At 71.4% G+C, this 15,781-nt stretch carries 16 protein-coding genes; 7 read left to right on the top strand and 9 right to left on the bottom strand.

The genetic code is table 11. The annotated features are described in order from the left end of the window. Nucleotides 1-23: 23 nt before the first annotated feature. On the bottom strand, nt 24-647 hold the full coding sequence (gene rfbC / locus Q2K16_RS03535; RefSeq protein WP_302743511.1) for a dTDP-4-dehydrorhamnose 3,5-epimerase: 624 nt from the start codon (nt 645-647) through the stop codon (nt 24-26). After that, nucleotides 644-1,561, bottom strand: coding sequence for a glucose-1-phosphate thymidylyltransferase RfbA (gene rfbA / locus Q2K16_RS03530; RefSeq protein ID WP_302743510.1), 918 nt, complete (start codon nt 1,559-1,561; stop codon nt 644-646). Before rfbA ends, rfbC begins: the two co-directional genes overlap by 4 nt. Nucleotides 1,562-1,649: 88 nt before the next feature. Between rfbA and rfbB the strand changes: the two genes are divergently transcribed. The 6 genes from rfbB to Q2K16_RS03500 are packed head-to-tail and all read left to right on the top strand — an operon-like array spanning nt 1,650 to nt 6,966. Then, a complete protein-coding gene (gene rfbB / locus Q2K16_RS03525) occupies nt 1,650-2,651 on the top strand; it encodes a dTDP-glucose 4,6-dehydratase (protein WP_302743509.1) in 1,002 nt (333 codons plus the stop codon). Continuing rightward, the gene (gene rfbD, locus Q2K16_RS03520) at nt 2,648-3,535 is read left to right on the top strand and encodes a dTDP-4-dehydrorhamnose reductase (RefSeq protein WP_302743508.1); all 888 of its coding nucleotides are present in this window, start codon (nt 2,648-2,650) and stop codon (nt 3,533-3,535) included. The genes rfbB and rfbD overlap by 4 nt, the downstream gene beginning before the upstream one ends. Next, the gene (locus Q2K16_RS03515; RefSeq protein WP_302743507.1) at nt 3,532-3,939 is read left to right on the top strand and encodes a DUF2304 domain-containing protein; all 408 of its coding nucleotides are present in this window, start codon (nt 3,532-3,534) and stop codon (nt 3,937-3,939) included. Before rfbD ends, Q2K16_RS03515 begins: the two co-directional genes overlap by 4 nt. Further along, complete coding sequence (locus tag Q2K16_RS03510; protein ID WP_145920205.1) at nt 3,932-4,633, top strand: glycosyltransferase family 2 protein; 702 nt, start codon at nt 3,932-3,934, stop codon at nt 4,631-4,633. Before Q2K16_RS03515 ends, Q2K16_RS03510 begins: the two co-directional genes overlap by 8 nt. Then, the gene (locus Q2K16_RS03505) at nt 4,633-5,937 is read left to right on the top strand and encodes a polysaccharide biosynthesis protein (protein ID WP_302743506.1); all 1,305 of its coding nucleotides are present in this window, start codon (nt 4,633-4,635) and stop codon (nt 5,935-5,937) included. Before Q2K16_RS03510 ends, Q2K16_RS03505 begins: the two co-directional genes overlap by 1 nt. Continuing rightward, nucleotides 5,938-6,966, top strand: coding sequence for a glycosyltransferase family 2 protein (locus Q2K16_RS03500; protein WP_302743505.1), 1,029 nt, complete (start codon nt 5,938-5,940; stop codon nt 6,964-6,966). A gap of 55 nt (nt 6,967-7,021) precedes the next feature. Here Q2K16_RS03500 and prcA read toward each other — a convergent pair whose 3' ends face one another. The 7 genes from prcA to arc all read right to left on the bottom strand — a co-directional run bounded on the left by prcA (nt 7,022) and on the right by arc (nt 15,282). Then, nucleotides 7,022-7,855 (bottom strand): proteasome subunit alpha, encoded by an 834-nt coding sequence (gene prcA, locus Q2K16_RS03495; protein ID WP_145920208.1) that lies wholly within the window; start codon nt 7,853-7,855, stop codon nt 7,022-7,024. Nucleotides 7,856-7,916: 61 nt separating this feature from the next. Continuing rightward, complete coding sequence (gene prcB / locus Q2K16_RS03490) at nt 7,917-8,756, bottom strand: proteasome subunit beta (RefSeq protein ID WP_204924403.1); 840 nt, start codon at nt 8,754-8,756, stop codon at nt 7,917-7,919. After that, nucleotides 8,675-9,361, bottom strand: coding sequence for an endonuclease VII domain-containing protein (locus tag Q2K16_RS03485; protein ID WP_302743504.1), 687 nt, complete (start codon nt 9,359-9,361; stop codon nt 8,675-8,677). The genes prcB and Q2K16_RS03485 overlap by 82 nt, the downstream gene beginning before the upstream one ends. Nucleotides 9,362-9,382: 21 nt before the next feature. Beyond that, nucleotides 9,383-9,595, bottom strand: a complete 213-nt coding sequence (locus Q2K16_RS03480; protein WP_302743503.1) for a ubiquitin-like protein Pup — start codon at nt 9,593-9,595, stop codon at nt 9,383-9,385. A 109-nt stretch (nt 9,596-9,704) separates the two neighbouring features. After that, nucleotides 9,705-11,222, bottom strand: a complete 1,518-nt coding sequence (dop, locus tag Q2K16_RS03475) for a depupylase/deamidase Dop (RefSeq protein ID WP_363655246.1) — start codon at nt 11,220-11,222, stop codon at nt 9,705-9,707. Between the two features lie 58 nt (nt 11,223-11,280). Next, nucleotides 11,281-13,350: a hypothetical protein gene (locus Q2K16_RS03470; RefSeq protein ID WP_302743502.1), complete on the bottom strand. Its 2,070-nt coding sequence runs from the start codon at nt 13,348-13,350 to the stop codon at nt 11,281-11,283. A 150-nt stretch (nt 13,351-13,500) separates the two neighbouring features. Continuing rightward, on the bottom strand, nt 13,501-15,282 hold the full coding sequence (arc, locus tag Q2K16_RS03465; RefSeq protein ID WP_088646667.1) for a proteasome ATPase: 1,782 nt from the start codon (nt 15,280-15,282) through the stop codon (nt 13,501-13,503). A 177-nt stretch (nt 15,283-15,459) separates the two neighbouring features. Here arc and Q2K16_RS03460 point away from each other — a divergent pair, with 177 nt between their 5' ends. Beyond that, the gene (locus Q2K16_RS03460; protein ID WP_302743501.1) at nt 15,460-15,756 is read left to right on the top strand and encodes a ferredoxin; all 297 of its coding nucleotides are present in this window, start codon (nt 15,460-15,462) and stop codon (nt 15,754-15,756) included. The last annotated feature ends 25 nt before the right edge of the window (nt 15,757-15,781 follow it).

The raw sequence follows: 15,781 nt of genomic DNA, 5'->3' as shown, positions 1-15,781 counted from the left end.
CACAGGTAGTGTGCCCTGGCCGCTCAGATCCCGTCGGCGTACGGCGTCCCGTCCGGCCCGAGACCGGCCACGAACTCCCGGCAGGCGGCGTAGTCCGGCAGCGTCCCCGTCGCCCGGACCTGCGCGAACGTCGGTGCCGCCGCATCCCGGGCGGACAGTTGCGGCACCTGCGCCGGCCACTCGATGCCCAGTTCCGGGTCGAGCGGGTGCACCGCGTGCTCCCCGGTCGGGTTGTAGGTGGTCGAGCAGAGGTAGCTCAGGGTGGCGTCGTCGGTCAACGCGCAGAAGCCGTGCCCCAGCCCCTCGGCCAGGTAGACCGCCCGCCGGTCGGTGTCGTCCAGCCGGACACCCTCCCAGCGGCCGAAGGTCGGCGAACCGGTCCGCAGGTCCACCACCACGTCGAGCACCGCGCCCCGCACGCAGGTGACGTACTTCGCCTGGCCGGGCGGGACGTCGGCGAAGTGGATGCCGCGCACCACACCCCGGCCGGAGATCGACAGGTTGGCCTGGGCCAGCCGCAGCGGGTGGCCGACCGCCTCGGCGAGCTGGTCGAACCGGTACCACTCCATGAACAGGCCGCGCGGGTCACCGTGCTGCTGCGGGGTGACCTCCCAGGCGCCCTCGATGCTCAGCGGACGAATCTTCACCGCGCCCCCTCCGTTCCCGGCTGTGCCGCGCGCAGCACCGCCTCGTCGTGCTTGTCGGCCAGCAGACCGAGCAGGTAGTCACCGTAACCGCTCTTGGTCAGCGGCTCGGCCAGCGCGCGGAGCCGGGCGTCGTCGATCAGACCGGCCCGCCAGCAGACCTCCTCGACGCAGCCGATCTTCATGCCCTGCCGTTCCTCGATCACCCGGACGAACTCGCCGGCCTGCATCATCGAGGTGAAGGTGCCGGTGTCCAGCCAGGCGGTGCCCCGGTCCAGGACGGTCACCGACAGCTCGCCGGCCTCCCGGTACGCCTCGTTGACCGCAGTGATCTCCAGCTCGCCCCGGGCGCTCGGGGTGAGCTTGCCGGCGATCTCGACCACCCGGTTGTCGTAGAAGTACAGCCCCGGCACCGCGTAGCGGGACTTCGGCCGGGCCGGCTTCTCCTCGATCGACAGCACCCGGCCGTCGGCGTCGAAGTCGACCACGCCGTACGCCTGCGGGTTGGCCACCGGGTAGGCGAAGACCCGCCCGCCGACCAGGTCGCCGTTGTCGGCCAACTGCCGGCCGAGGCCGACGCCGTGGAAGATGTTGTCGCCCAGCACCAGGGCCACCGAGTCGTCGCCGATGAAGTCCGCGCCGAGGACGAACGCCTGCGCGATGCCCTCCGGGCGGGCCTGGGCGACGTACTCCAGGCGCAGCCCCCACTGGCTGCCGTCGCCGAGCAGCCGCTGGAACTGGTCCTGGTCCTCCGGAGTGGTGATCACCAGGATCTCCCGCACCCCGGACATCACCAGCGTCGACAGCGGGTAGTAGACCATCGGCTTGTCGAAGATCGGCATCAGCTGCTTGGACACCGCCCGGGTGATCGGCCACAGCCGGGACCCGGTGCCACCAGCGAGAAGGATTCCACGCACCGGGGGAGCCTACCGGGACCGACGCGAACCGGACACCGGGGTCACGGTCCCCGGAGCGGCGGGCCGGTGCGCGTACACTTCCGTCCCCGTGAGGATTCTCGTCACCGGCGGAGCCGGATTCATCGGGTCGGAGTACGTACGGATGCTGCTGGGCGTACCCGGCGGCGACGCGTCCGGGGTGCCCGCCGTCGAGCCTGCCACGGTGACCGTGCTGGACAAGTTGACCTACTCCGGCAACCTGGACAATCTCGCCCCGGTGCGCGACGACCCCCGGCTGCGGTTCGTCCGGGGCGACATCTGCGACCCGGCTACGGTCGACGGGGTCGTCGCCGGCCAGGACGTGATCGTGCACTTCGCCGCCGAGTCGCACGTCGACCGCTCGATCGCCGGCGCCGCGCCGTTCGTCACCACCAACGTGCTGGGCACACAGACCCTGCTGGACGCGGCGCTGCGGCACGGCACCGGCCGGTTCGTGCACGTCTCCACCGACGAGGTGTACGGCTCGATCGACGAGGGGTCCTGGACGGAGACCTGGCCGCTGGCCCCGAACTCGCCGTACTCGGCCTCGAAGGCCGGTTCCGACCTGCTGGCGCTGGCCTACCACCGGACCCACGGGATGGACGTGGTGGTCACCCGCTGCTCCAACAACTACGGGCCCTACCAGTTCCCGGAGAAGGTCGTTCCGCTGTTCGTGACCAACCTGCTCGACGGCGGCACTGTGCCGCTCTACGGCGACGGCGGCAACGTGCGGGACTGGCTGCACGTGCACGACCACTGCCGGGGCATCGCGATGGTGGCGCACGCCGGCCGCTCCGGCGAGGTCTACCACATCGGCGGCGGCACCGAGCTGAGCAACAAGGAGCTGACCGGGCGACTGCTGGAGGCGTGCGACGCCGGCTGGGACCGGGTCGTCCCGGTGACCGACCGCAAGGGCCACGACCGCCGCTACTCGCTGGACATCAGCAAAATCAACACCGAGCTGGGGTACGCCCCGAGCATCGACCTCGACGAGGGCCTGGCCCGGACCGTCGCCTGGTACCGGGACAACCGGGCCTGGTGGGAGCCGCTGAAGACGGCGTCGGGCGCATGACCCGGGTGCTCGTCACCGGCGCGGGCGGCATGCTCGGCCGGGACCTGCTCGCGGTGCTGGCCGAGCGCGGTGACCTCAAGGTGACCGCCGCCACCCGCGCCGACCTCGACGTCACCGACGCCGGGGCGGTCCGGGCCGCCGTCGCCGGACACGACGTGGTGCTCAACACCGCCGCGTGGACCGACGTCGACGGCGCGGAACGCGACGAGGCGGCGGCGACCACGGTCAACGGCGACGCGGTGGCCCACCTGGCCCGCGCCTGCGCCGGACACGGCGCACGACTGGTGCACGTCTCCACCGACTACGTCTTCGCCGGCGACGCGGACACCCCGTACGCCGAGGACGCCCCCACCGACCCGATCAACGCGTACGGCCGCAGCAAGCTCGCCGGGGAGCGGGCCGTGGCCCGATTCCTCCCGGAAACCGGCTACCTGGTGCGGACCGCCTGGCTCTACGGCGCACACGGCCGCAACTTCGTCACCACCATGCTCGGCCTGGCCGCCACCCGGGAGCACCTCGACGTCGTCGACGACCAGCACGGCCAGCCCACCTGGTCGTACGCGCTGGCCACCCGGCTGATGGCGCTCGTCGACGCGGCCCTGGCCGGCCGTGCCCCCGCCGGCGTCTACCACGGCACCTGCACCGGCCAGACCACCTGGTACGGGCTGGCCCGCGCCGCCTTCGCGCTGGCCGGGCTCGACCCGGACCGGGTCCGACCCACCACCAGCGACCGGTTTCCGCGTCCGGCCGCACGACCCGCGTACAGTGTGCTAGGGCACGACCGGTGGGCCGAGGCCGGCCTGCCCCCGCTGCCGGACTGGCACGACGCGCTGTCCGACGCCTTCGCCTCCCCGACTGCACCCGCCCCGTGGAAGGTCGCATGAAGCTCACCCTCGTCACCGGTCTGACCGGCCTGATCCTGCTCGCCACCATCGTCGAGCTGCTGCGTCGCCGGCAGCTCCGCGAGAAGTACGGCATGCTCTGGCTCGGCGTGCTGGTCATCGTCATCCCGTTGTCGCTGTTCCCCCGCCTGCTGGACAACGTGGCCGGCTTCTTCGGCGTGGTCTCCGGCGTCAGCCTCGTGCTCTTCCTCGGCATCGTCTTCCTGCTGCTGGTCTGCGTGCACCTGAGCTGGGAGGTCAGCGCGCTGGAGGAGGAGACCCGCACCCTGGCCGAGGACTTCGCCCTGCTCCGCGCGCAGATCGACGCGGAACGTGCCGCCCGTCTCGCCGACGGCGGGCAGGTCACCGCAGCCGCCCGAGACGAACTGGTGTCCCACGATGGTTAACGGCAAGCGCGTCCTGATCATCATCCCGGCGCTCAACGAGTCCGGATCGATCGCCGACGTGGTCGGCGAGGTCCGGGGTGAACTGCCCGGCGTCGACGTGCTCGTGGTCGACGACGGCTCCACCGACCGGACCGCCGCGGTGGCCGCCGCCGCCGGCGCCCGGGTGGCGAAGCTGCCGTACAACCTCGGGGTGGGCGGGGCGATGCGCCTCGGCTACCGGTACGCCCGCGACAACGACTACGACGTGGCGATCCAGATCGACGCCGACGGCCAGCACGACCCCCGGTACGTGCCCAAGCTGGTCGACCTGCTCGACGACAACGACCTGGTCATCGGCGCCCGGTTCGCCGGTGAGGGCGACTACTCCGTGCGCGGGCCCCGCCGCTGGGCGATGGTCATGCTGTCCGGGGTGCTCTCCCGGGTGGCGAAGACCCGGCTGACCGACACCACCTCCGGGTTCCGGGCCGCCAACCGGCGGGTCATCGAGATGTTCGCCGGCTGGTACCCGGCCGAGTACCTCGGCGACACGGTGGAGACCCTGGTGCACACCGCCCGGCGCGGCTACCGCATCCGTCAGGTGCCGGTGGCGATGCGCAAGCGGATGGCGGGCACCCCCAGCCACTCCCCCGCCAAGGCGATGATCTACCTGGGCCGGGCCTTCGCGGTGCTCACGCTGGCGCTCATCCGCCGGTGATGCGGCGGCTGCTCCACCTCGTCCCGCCCGGCACCCTCGCCGTCGGAGGCGGGCTCGCCCTGCTCGGGCTCGCCTCCTACGTGCACCTCGCGGTGGCCGGGCACGCCCTCGACCTCGCCGACTACTCCTCGTTGTCGGTGCTCTGGTCGATCGTGTTCACCCTCGGCATCGGCGTGTTCATCCCCGTCGAACAGGAGGTGGCCCGGGTCGTCGCCGCCCGCCGCAGCCAGGGGCTGCCCCCGGGGCCGGTGCTGGCACGGGGGGCGGTCGTCGCCGCCGCCGTCCTGGCGCTGCTGGTCGTGGTCACCCTGGCCGGCTACCGGGCGCTCACCGACCGGCTCTTCGCCGGCGACGGCACGATGGTCGCCGTGCTGATCGGCGCGCTGGTCGCGATGGCCGTCGCGTACACCACCCGGGGCGTGCTGTCCGGCCTGCAACTCTTCCCCTGGTACGGCACCCAGCTCGGGGTCGACGGCGGGCTGCGCATCGCGCTGGTCGCCGGGCTCGGCGTCAGCGGCGTCACCGACCCCGTCTGGTACGGCGCGGTGCTGGTCGTCGCCCCCCTGCTGTCGGTGCTGGTGACCCTCCCGCCGGTGCTGCGGGCCGTCGGCGGGGGCGTCCCCGTCGCCTGGGGCACCCTGCTGCGCGGCCTCGGCCTGCTCACCGTCTCCAGCCTGCTCTCCCAGGTCGTGGTCAACGTCGGCGTGATCAACGCCCGGCTGATCGACCCGGCCGACGTGGCGACCGCCGGTGCGCTGCTCTCCGCCCTGGTGCTGGTGCGTATCCCGCTGTTCGTCTTCGGTTCGATGCAGGCGTCCCTGCTGCCCGGCCTGGCCACCACCGCCACCACCGGCGACGTGGCCGGCTTCCACGGCCTGCTGCGCCGGGCGCTCGGCGTGGTCACCGCCCTCGGCGTCGCCGGGGCGGTCGGCGCGGTGGCGCTCGGCCCGTGGCTGGTGCACCGGCTCTTCGACGCCCCCGGCGTGCTCGGCCACGGCGACTTCGCCTGGCTGGCCGTCGGCACCCTGGCCTACCTGTGGGCGATGGTGCTCGGTCAGGCCCTGCTCGCCCTCGACCGGCACCGCGCCCAGGCGGCCTCCTGGACGATCGGGGTGGCCGCCCTGCTCGCCGTCACGGTCGTCCCGGCCCCGGTCGCGCTCCGCGTCGAGCTGGCCTACGCCGTCGGTTCCGTCGTGGTGGCCGCCACCATGGCCGCCCTGCTGCTGCGCCGGGGCGCCCGCCCGGCCACCCCCACCCGGCCGCTCGACGACGTGGTGGCCGCCGGCGTCTCCGGAGGTCTGTAGATGTCCCGCCCCCAGGTGTCCGCGGTGATGCTCGCCTACGGCGCCGAGCCCTACCTGGTCGACGCCGCCCGCGCCGTGCTGGCCAGCGTCGACGTCGACATCGAGCTGATCGTGGTGGACAACGGCTGCACCGGTGACGGCATCGACGTGGTCAAGGGCTTCGCCGGGGTACGGGTGGTCCGGCCGGAGGAGAACACCGGCTACTCCGGCGGCTGCCGGGTCGGTGCCGCCGAGGCCACCGGCGAGTGGCTGGCCTTCGTCAACTCCGACGCCGTCGTCGCCCCCGACGCGCTGGCCCGCACCGTGGCGGTGGCCGGCGAACCGGGCGTGGGCGCGGTCATGGCCTCGATCCGGCTCGCCGAGAACCCCGACCTGATCAACACGTCCGGCAACCCGCTGCACTACATCGGGCTGTCCTGGGCCGGCGGCAACGGCCAACCGGCCAGCGCGCACGCCCGGCGGACCACGGTGCCGTCGATCAGCGGCTGCTGCTTCGTGATCAACCGGGCGCTCTGGCGGGAGCTCGACGGTTTCGCCGCCGAGTACTTCGCCTACCACGAGGACACCGAGATCAGCCTGCGGCTGTGGCAGCGCGGGCTGCGCCAGGAGTACGTCCCGGACGCCGTGGTGGTGCACCACTACGAGTTCTCCCGCAACAAGCTCAAGCACTACCTGCTGGAACGCAACAGGCTGATCTCGCTGCTCACCGCGTACGAGACGCGGACGCTGGTGGTGCTGGCCCCGATGCTGCTGCTCACCGAGGCGGCGATGCTGGTCGCCGCGCTGCTGGGCGGCTGGGCGCGGGAGAAGGCGCGCGGCTGGGGCTGGCTGTGGACCAACCGGGCCTGGGTACGGGCCCGGCGTCGGCAGCTCCAGCAGGAGCGGATGGTCCCCGACGGGATCATCGCCGAGCTGATGACCGCCAAGGTCGACCCGTCGAACGTCGAGTCGCCACCCGGCATGGGCATCTTCAACGTCATCGCCGCCGGCTACTGGGCACTGGCGAAGCCGCTGCTGCGCACCCGCTGACCGTCGACACACCAGGGGCCGGGGTTCGTCACCCCGGCCCCTGGCTGCGTGTGCGTCAGGCTTCCGGCTTCTCCTGGGGCTGGCCCTCCAGGTCGGCCGAACCGGCCGAGGTGGTGGGCTTGTGCGCCTCCTCGGTCGGCACCGTCGGGGTCTTGGCCCGGCCGTCGGCCGGCGCGGCGTCACCGGCCGCGTCGCCCTCCAGCAGCGCGGTCAGCGCCGCGCCGGTGATCCGCCGGAAGGTGCGCCCCACCCGGCTGCGGTCCAGGACCGCCACCTCCAACTGGTTGGGGGCGATCGTGCGGGCCGCGCCACCCTCGCCACCGACGCTGCTCAGCGCCTTCATGGCCACCCTGACCGCCTCGCTGAGCGACAGGTCGGGGCGGTGCTCGGACTTGAGCACACCGGTGATCGCCTCGGCCTGACCGCCCATCGCCATCCGGCCCGGCTCGTCGTTGACCGAGCCGTCGTAGGTGAGCCGGTACAGCTCGTCCTCCTCGGCCGTGGCGCCTACCTGCGCCACGCAGATCTCCACCTCGAACGGTTTGGACTGCTCGGTGAAGATCGCGCCGAGGGTCTGCGCGAACGCGTTGGCCAACGCCCGGCCGGTCACGTCACGCCGGTCGTAGCTCAGGCCGTTGAGGTCGGCCATCCGCACCCCGGCGCGGCGCAGGTTCTCGAACTCGTTGTACCGGCCGACGGCGGCGAAGCCGATCCGGTCGTAGATCTCACTGACCTTGTGCAGGGCACTGGAGAGGTTCTCCGCGACGAAGAGCACCCCGCCGGTGTAACTCAGGACCACCGCGCTGCGCCCCCGGGCGATGCCCTTGCGGGCCAGCTCGGAGCGGTCGCGCATGATCTGCTCGGGCGAGGCGTAGAACTGCATGGCCACGGCGGCGGTTCTCCTTCTGGCACTGTGCTGACGACTGGGGCTGGTGGGGGTGGGGACGGCGTCAGCCGCCCGGGTTCTCCATCCGCCCGGCGACGACGGCCTCGGCGATGGTGGCCGTCTCGGCCTCGGTGAGCCGGTGGGTGCCCTCGGCGGTCGCCGTCATCACCACCGGGTAGATCCGCCGGGTCAGGTCCGGTCCACCGGTGGCCGTGTCGTCGTCGGCGGCGTCGTAGAGCGCCTCGACGGCGAGCCGGGTCGCGTCGTCGACGGACAGGCCGGCCCGGTAGCGCTTCTTCAACGCCGACTTGGCGAACAGCGAACCGGAGCCGATCGCGTCGTAGCCGGTCTCCTCGTAGGGGCCGCCGGTGACGTCGAAGCTGAAGATCCGCCCGGCCCGGGCGGGGTCCCGGGCGGCCAGGTCGAACCCGGCGAACAGCGGGACGACCGCGAGCCCCTGCATGGCCGCGCCGAGGTTGCCCCGGATCATCGCGGCGAGCCGGTTGGCCTTGCCGTCGAGGGAGAGCATCGCACCCTCGATCTTCTCGTAGTGTTCCAGCTCGACCTGGAACAGGCGCATCAGCTCGATGCCGATGCCCGCCGTGCCGGCGATGCCGACCAACGAGTACGCGTCGGCGGGGTGCACCTTCTCGATGTCGCGCTGCGCGATCAGGTTGCCCATGGTGGCCCGGCGGTCGCCGGCCAGCACCACGCCCCCGGTGGCCGAGATGGCCACGATGGTGGTGGCGTGGGGTGCCAGGTCGGCGGCCATGCCCGGCGGCAGCGGCCGTCGGCCGGGCAGCATCTCGGGGGCCACCCTGCTCAGGAACGAGGTGAAGGAGGACGTCCCCGCGTTGGTGAACACATCTGGTAGACGCCCGGATGGATCAAAGCCCGCTGCCACGTGGTTCCTCTCAGGTACGTGATCGCCCTGGCCAGCCTCGTGGGACTGTCACGGAACTGGCCAAGACCACCGTTGCAGTTGAAGCAGAGTATCCCGCGCACCCATCCGGTGCGGTGATCGTGGTCCACATGTTGAGGATCTTCCGCGCCACAGACGACGCAGACACCGCCCTGCTCGGCGAGCGGCTCCTGGAACTCCTTCTCGCCGATCCCGTAGCGGCGGCGCAGGTGGTACTCGCGACTGCCGCCGTAGAGCCGCTGCCTGACTTCCCTTGTCCGGCTGTTGTGACAGGGCTTGCAGTACGTGGCATAGCCCGTACTGTCGGCCCGGTTACGGGGAAAGTCGACCACAGGCTTGACGGTTCCACAGTCGGCGCAGAAGCGATGACCTTCCGGAACTTCCCGGGTGGCCCTCACCTCTCGGCCATGCTGCTCCCTGATCCGTTTGGCGTAACTGGCTTTCGAACGGGTGTTGAAGCAAGGCTTGCAGTAGCTGCCACGACCGCTGGGACGCTTGCTGCTCGCACAGAACTCAACGAGCGGCTTCCATTCCCCGCAGTCGCGGCAACGACGACGACCGTTCTGGTCATCCAGCGGGAGCGGCATGTCCGTTTTAAACCGATTTGTTCACTGACCTCCTTTTTGTACATAACCCCTGACAAATTCTTCGGCGTTCTCCTCCAAGACCGAGTCGATCTCGTCGAGCAGGTCGTCGACGTCCTCGGTGATCTCGGCGTGCCGCTCGGCGACCTCGGGGTTGACCTCGGTGGTGACGTCGTCGATCTCCTCGGCCTGGTGCGACTTGCCCGACTGGGTCTGGCCGCCCTCTTGTGAAGCCATCTCGCTGCCTCCTCCACGATCGTCTGCGATGAACTTACCTCGCGGAGGCGACGAAAAGCCCGCCGCGCGCCGGCATCCGACGCACGACGGGCCACCGCCGCCGGCCGACTCAGCCGCCGGTCAACGTCTCCAGCAGGTCCTTGGCGGTGTCGCACCTGTCGAACAGCGCGCCCACGTGCTTGCGGGTGCCCCGCTCCGGCTCCATCATCGGCACCCGGACCAGGGACTCCCGGCCCACGTCGAAGATCACCGAATCCCAGCTCGCCGCGACCACCTCGGAGGCGTACTGGGCCAGGCAGCGGCCCCGGAAGTAGGCCCGGGTGTCCTCCGGCGGCTCGGTCATCGCCCGGCGGGTCTGCTCGTCGTCCAGCATGGTCTTCATCGAGCCCCGGGTCACCAGCCGGTGGTAGAGGCCCTTCTCCGGCCGGACGTCGGAGTACTGGAGGTCGACCAGTTGGAGCTTGTGCGAGCCCCAGCCCAGCTTCTCCCGCTCCCGGTAACCCTCCAGCAGCCGCAGCTTGGCCACCCAGTCCAACTCGTCGGCGCAGAGGAACACGTCACGGCCCAGCCGGTCCAGCACCCGCTCCCAGCGCTCCAGCACGTCCAGGGTCTGCGCGTCGGCGTCCGCGCCGTACCGCTCGTCCACGAAGGAGCGGGCCCGCTCGTAGTAGGCCCACTGGAGGTCCAGGGCGGTCAGTCGACGGCCGTCACGCAGCCGCATCCGGTGGGTCAGGGACGGGTCGTGGCTGACCGCCCGCAGCTCGGCCACCGGGTCGGCGATGCCCAGGTCGGCACCGAGCGCCTTCTCCTCGATCATGGTGAGGATCAGCGCGGTGGTGCCCACCTTGAGGTAGGTGGAGATCTCCGACAGGTTGGCGTCGCCGATGATGACGTGCAACCGGCGGTACTTGTCGGCGTCGGCGTGCGGCTCGTCGCGGGTGTTGATGATCGGCCGCTTGAGGGTGGTCTCCAGCCCCACCTCGACCTCGAAGAAGTCCGCCCGCTGGGAGATCTGGAAGCCGCTCTGCCCGCCGTCCTGCCCGATGCCGACCCGGCCCGCGCCGCAGACGATCTGCCGGGTCACGAAGAACGGCGTCAGGTACGCCACGATGTCGGCGAACGGGGTCTGCCGCCGCATCAGGTAGTTCTCGTGCGCGCCGTAGCTGGCGCCCTTGTTGTCGGTGTTGTTCTTGTAGAGGTGGATCGGCTGGGTGCCGGGAATGGTGGCCGCCCGCCGGGCCGCCTCGGCCATCACCCGCTCCCCCGCCTTGTCCCACCGCACCACGTCGAGGGGGTTGGTCACCTCGGGCGTGGAGTACTCCGGGTGGGCGTGGTCGACGTAGAGCCGGGCGCCGTTGGTGAGTATCACGTTGGCCAGGCCGAGATCCTCGTCGGCGAGCGCCTCCGCCGGGTCGTAGGCGGCCCCGGAGTAGGTGAACCCGCGGGCGTCGCGCAGCGGCGACTCCTCCTCGTAGTCCCAGCGGGCCCGGCCGCCCCGGTTGAGTTCCGGGCGCGCGCCGTACGCGTTGACCACCTGCGAGGAGGTGACCATCGGGTTGGCTCCGGCCTGGCCGGGCACGGAGATCCCGTACTCGACCTCGGTGCCCATGATCCTTCTGACGCTCATCGACCTACCCGCTCCGCTCGCCTCACCCGGTCCGCCGTCACGTCGAGCGTAGTCCGCCTCACCGGGGAAGGGGGCATGCCGCCTCGGCCGGGTCGGGTGTCGCCGTCTCCGGCGTCGGCGGGGGCGGCTCCTCGGACGGGGCCACGTCGCACTCGGGGACGGTCAGTGGCACCCAGCTCAACCGGTGCCGCAGGGCGGGTTCGTCGCGCAGCATCCGGTGCACCCGCCGTTCCCCCTTGGGATCGGAGGTGATGAACCGGACCGGGCCGGCCACCCGACGGACGATGATGTCGGTACGGTCCGGTTCGAGGAACGGCAGGTTGTAGATGCCCGGGTCGGTGGCGGCGGTGGTGCCGTGCAGCGCCGACAGGCACAGTGAGATGAGATAGGACCGTACCGGCCCCCGGTCGATGACCAGGGTGGTGGTGCCGGGCACCTCGGGGTACCGCTGCTGGGCGTCGGCGCACACCCAGGCCACCCGGGACGGCAGGGTGAGGTCCTGGTGGACCCACCGCTGCGCCCAGGTCTGCTCGTCGACCACCAGCAGGCTGCGGTGCCAGCCGGTGACGCCGCACAGCGCCACCGCGACCGTCATGGTGAGCGCGGCGGCGAGCACCCCCGCCGCGGTGCTGCCGACCCCGCGCCAGCTCCGGGCGGGCCGGGGCACCGGCAGCAGCCGGACCACCGCGGCGGTGCCGACGACGAGCAGCGCGGTGGCCAGGTGGGTGCCCTTGACGAAGTAGTAACCAGGTGCCACCCCGGCGTTGGTGTTGATCTGCGCGATGGTCAGCGGCAGGGCCACCCCGACCAGGCAGACCAGCAGCCAGCGTCGCCAGGCCGGGTCGGTGCGGGCGATCTGCACGAGCAGGGCCACCCCGACGATGCCGCCGAGCCAGATCAGCGCCCGCCAGCCCTCGACGGCCTGGGACGAGCCGATGACCAGCGCCTCGGTCTGCCCGGCCCGCAGCACGCCGAGCAGCGGGGCGATCAGGGCGAGCGCGGCCCCGGCCAGGCCGACCGTCAGCACGGTCAACCAGCGGCGCAGCGCCTCCCGCCAGTGGGTGAGCACCCAGCACAGGACCAGGACGGCGGCGGCCGGCAGGAACAGGTAGTAGGTGAACCCGACGGCGGCGAGCAGGGCGCACAGCAGCACGATCTGCTCCCGGGTGCCGGGGACGGGCCGGGCGACCAGGGTGGCGATCAGCACGGTCAGGGTCAGCCCGAGCACCTCGGTCGGGTAGCCGGCGTTGAGCAGGCGGGGCAGCTGGGTGCCGAGCACCAGCGCGCCGACGACCACGGTGAGCACCGCGCGGTGCAGCAGGTGGATCGGGCCGGCCAGCCGTTGGGCCGCCCAGATCAGCACGAGGGTGAACAGTCCGAAGCCGGCGATGGTCCAGCCGAAGTAGTGGGCGACGAGATCGTCGACGCGCGGCCCGGTGGGGGTCAGGAAGCCGTCGAGCAGGGCGGTGACCAGGTGCCAGCCCTGCGGGTAGTAGATGAGCTGCGCGGTGATCTGCTCCCGGGCGGCGGCCGGGTCGACGAAGGTGTAGCCGTCGAGGCGGCCCATGGCGTCGAACAGCGCCAGGTGCCGCCAGTTGTCCTCGCCCACGCCGAGGACGGTGAGCCGGTCGGCGAGGTCGGTGGCACGCTGCCAGGGTTGCCGCAGGTAGACCACCATGGCGGCGGCGCCGGCCAGCGGGAACAGGTCGGCCCAGCCGGGTCGGGGCAGCCGGGGGCGGCGGCGCAGCGCGGCAGCGGCGAGGACCAGCGCGGTGAGGGCGGTCCCGGTGAGCGGCACCGGCCGCATCCCCCAGGGCCAGACCGGGAAGACCAGGCCGGCGATCGCGGTCAGGCCGAGCAGCAGGCCCAGGGCGAGCATCAACCGGTCGAGCAGGGTACGGCCACCGCGCAGCAGGCTGGCCGTGGCGACCAGGAGGATCGGCGGGAGCAGCCACTCCCGGTGCAGGGCGTGCCCGGCGAGGGGCACGGCCCAGGCGGCGACGAGGGCGGCCAGCAGGAGGGGTATCCACCGCCAGCCGCGGCCCTTCGGGGGCGTCGGGACGGTGGGGGGCGTGCGATCCACTGCCGGGGACAGCGGCGGATCGACGACTGACAGCTCGGGCGGCACGCGGTTCCTCGGAGTCGACTAGCGGTGGGGGAAGTCTAGCGACGAGTCCGGCATTCCACCCGCCCGACGCGGGGTGGCGCGGTTAACAGTGGGTGACGCCGACGAGGCCCGCGACGCGTCGCGTCGCGGGCCCGTCGTCCGGTCAGCCGGTCAGAGGTACTGGCCGGTGTTGCTGGCGGTTTCGATGGAACGGCCGGCCTCGGTGCCCTTGCCGCCGGAGACGAGCGTACGGATGTAGACGATCCGCTCGCCCTTCTTGCCGGAGATCCGGGCCCAGTCGTCCGGGTTGGTGGTGTTGGGCAGGTCCTCGTTCTCCCGGAACTCGTCGACGCAGGCGTCGAGCAGGTGCTGCAACCGCAGCCCCTTGCGCCCGGAGGTGAGGAACTCCTTGATCGCCATCTTCTTGCCCCGGTCGACGATGTTCTGGATCATCGCGCCGGAGTTGAAGTCCTTGAAGTACAGGACCTCCTTGTCACCGTTGGCGTAGGTGACCTCGAGGAAGCGGTTCTCCTCGGTCTCCGAGTACATCCGCAGGACGACCGCGTCGATCATGGCCGCGACGGTGGCCTGCGGCTCGCCGCCGTGCTCGGCCAGGTCGTCGGCGTGCAGCGGCAGCCCGGCGAGGATGTACTTGGAGAAGATGTCCTTGGCCGCCTCGGCGTCCGGACGCTCGATCTTGATCTTCACGTCGAGCCGGCCGGGGCGCAGGATGGCCGGGTCGATCATGTCCTCCCGGTTGGAGGCACCGATCACGATCACGTTCTCCAGGCCCTCGACGCCGTCGATCTCGCTCAACAGCTGCGGGACGATGGTGTTCTCCACGTCGGAGGAGACACCGGAGCCACGCGTCCGGAAGATCGAGTCCATCTCGTCGAAGAACACGATGACCGGGGTGCCCTCCCCGGCCTTCTCCCGGGCCCGCTGGAAGATCAGCCGAATGTGCCGCTCGGTCTCGCCGACGTACTTGTTGAGCAGCTCCGGACCCTTGATGTTGAGGAAGAAGCTGGTGTGCCGGTCCTTGCCCAGCCGCTCGGCGATCTTCTTGGCCAGCGAGTTGGCCACCGCCTTGGCGATGAGCGTCTTGCCGCAGCCCGGCGGACCGTAGAGCAGGATGCCCTTCGGCGGCCGGAGCTGGTGCTCCCGGAACAGGTCGGCGTGCAGGAAGGGCAGCTCCACCGCATCGCGGATCTGCTCGATCTGCGACTGGAGGCCGCCGATGTCGGTGTAGTCGACGTCGGGCACCTCCTCCAGCACCAACTCCTCGACCTCGCTCTTCGGGATCCGCTCGTAGGCGTACGCCGAGCGGGGCTCGATCATGAGCGAGTCGCCGGCCCTGATCGCGGTGCCGATCAGGGTGTCGGCCAGGTGGACGATGCGCTCCTCGTCGGAGTGCGAAACCACCAGCGCCCGGTCACCGGGAGCGCCCTCGGGACCCGCGAGGATCTCCTTGAGCATCACCACCTCACCGACCCGCTCGTAGCCGAACGCGTCGACGATGTTGAGCGCGTCGTTGAGCAGGACCTCCTGGCCGCGCCGCAACTCCTCGGCGTCCAGTGAGGGTGAGACGGCTACCCGGAGCTTGCGTCCGCCGGTGAAGATGTCCACCGTGCCGTCGTCGTGTCGCGCGAGGAAGACGCCGTAGCCGGACGGCGGCTGTGCCAGCCGGTCGATCTCCTCCTTGAGCGTCACGATCTGCGCGCGAGCCTCCTTGAGGGTGCTCACGAGCCGGTCGTTGTTCTCGGTGAGCCGCGCCAACTGTGCCTGGGTGGCCGCCAGCCGCTCTTCGAGCTGCCGGACGTGTCGGGGGCTTTCGGTCAACTTGCGCCGCACCAGAGCGAGTTCCTCCTGAAGGAACGCGACCTGCGTGGAGAGATCGTGGGCCTCCTTCTCCCACCGTGCGGCGCGCGAGTCCGCGTCGTCACTGCGTGCCACGTCCCACCTCCCCGGGGGGCTTGAACGTTCTGCCCTAACACTAGCCGCTATGAGGCCGATTCGGTCCCACGCAACGCCCTCGTCACCGAACCTTGATCGCCACGGGACGCGTGAGGGGCAGGTCCGGCCGTTCGGGTACCGTCGGGGAGTGGGACAGGAGAACATGGGGGGTGCCGGGTGACCGACGTCGCTACCGACCAGTTGCAGGTCTGGGTGGACCAGGATCTCTGCACGGGTGACGGGCTCTGCGTGCAGTACGCGCCGGAGGTCTTCGAGTTCGACGTCGACGGCCTGGCGTACGTCAAGGGTGTCGACGGTGAGCTGCGGCTCGCCCCCGGCAGCCGGGTCGACGTGCCGGAACACCTGCGGCTGGAGGTGATCGACTCCGCCAGGGAGTGCCCGGGTGAGTGCATCCACGTGGTGCGCGGCAGCGACGGCGTCGAGGTGGCCGGCCCCGAGGCCGAGGACGGCTGACCGCCCCCGGGCCGGGGTCGCCCCG

This window comes from Micromonospora cynarisoli, from assembly GCF_030518815.1.
Classification (GTDB): domain Bacteria; phylum Actinomycetota; class Actinomycetes; order Mycobacteriales; family Micromonosporaceae; genus Micromonospora; species Micromonospora wenchangensis.
This window is presented reverse-complemented; position numbering and strand designations above follow the sequence as displayed.

What these genes read in the sequence shown, in the direction of transcription:
- dop (WP_363655246.1), bottom strand. Translation starts at nt 11,222, where the DNA reads ATGAGCGTCAGAAGGATCATGGGCACCGAGGTCGAGTACGGGATCTCC.
- Q2K16_RS03480 (WP_302743503.1), bottom strand. Translation starts at nt 9,595, where the DNA reads ATGGCTTCACAAGAGGGCGGCCAGACCCAGTCGGGCAAGTCGCACCAG.
- Q2K16_RS03505 (WP_302743506.1), top strand. Translation starts at nt 4,633, where the DNA reads ATGCGGCGGCTGCTCCACCTCGTCCCGCCCGGCACCCTCGCCGTCGGA.
- Q2K16_RS03485 (WP_302743504.1), bottom strand. Translation starts at nt 9,361, where the DNA reads ATGCCGCTCCCGCTGGATGACCAGAACGGTCGTCGTCGTTGCCGCGAC.
- Q2K16_RS03515 (WP_302743507.1), top strand. Translation starts at nt 3,532, where the DNA reads ATGAAGCTCACCCTCGTCACCGGTCTGACCGGCCTGATCCTGCTCGCC.
- rfbD (WP_302743508.1), top strand. Translation starts at nt 2,648, where the DNA reads ATGACCCGGGTGCTCGTCACCGGCGCGGGCGGCATGCTCGGCCGGGAC.
- Q2K16_RS03510 (WP_145920205.1), top strand. Translation starts at nt 3,932, where the DNA reads ATGGTTAACGGCAAGCGCGTCCTGATCATCATCCCGGCGCTCAACGAG.
- Q2K16_RS03500 (WP_302743505.1), top strand. Translation starts at nt 5,938, where the DNA reads ATGTCCCGCCCCCAGGTGTCCGCGGTGATGCTCGCCTACGGCGCCGAG.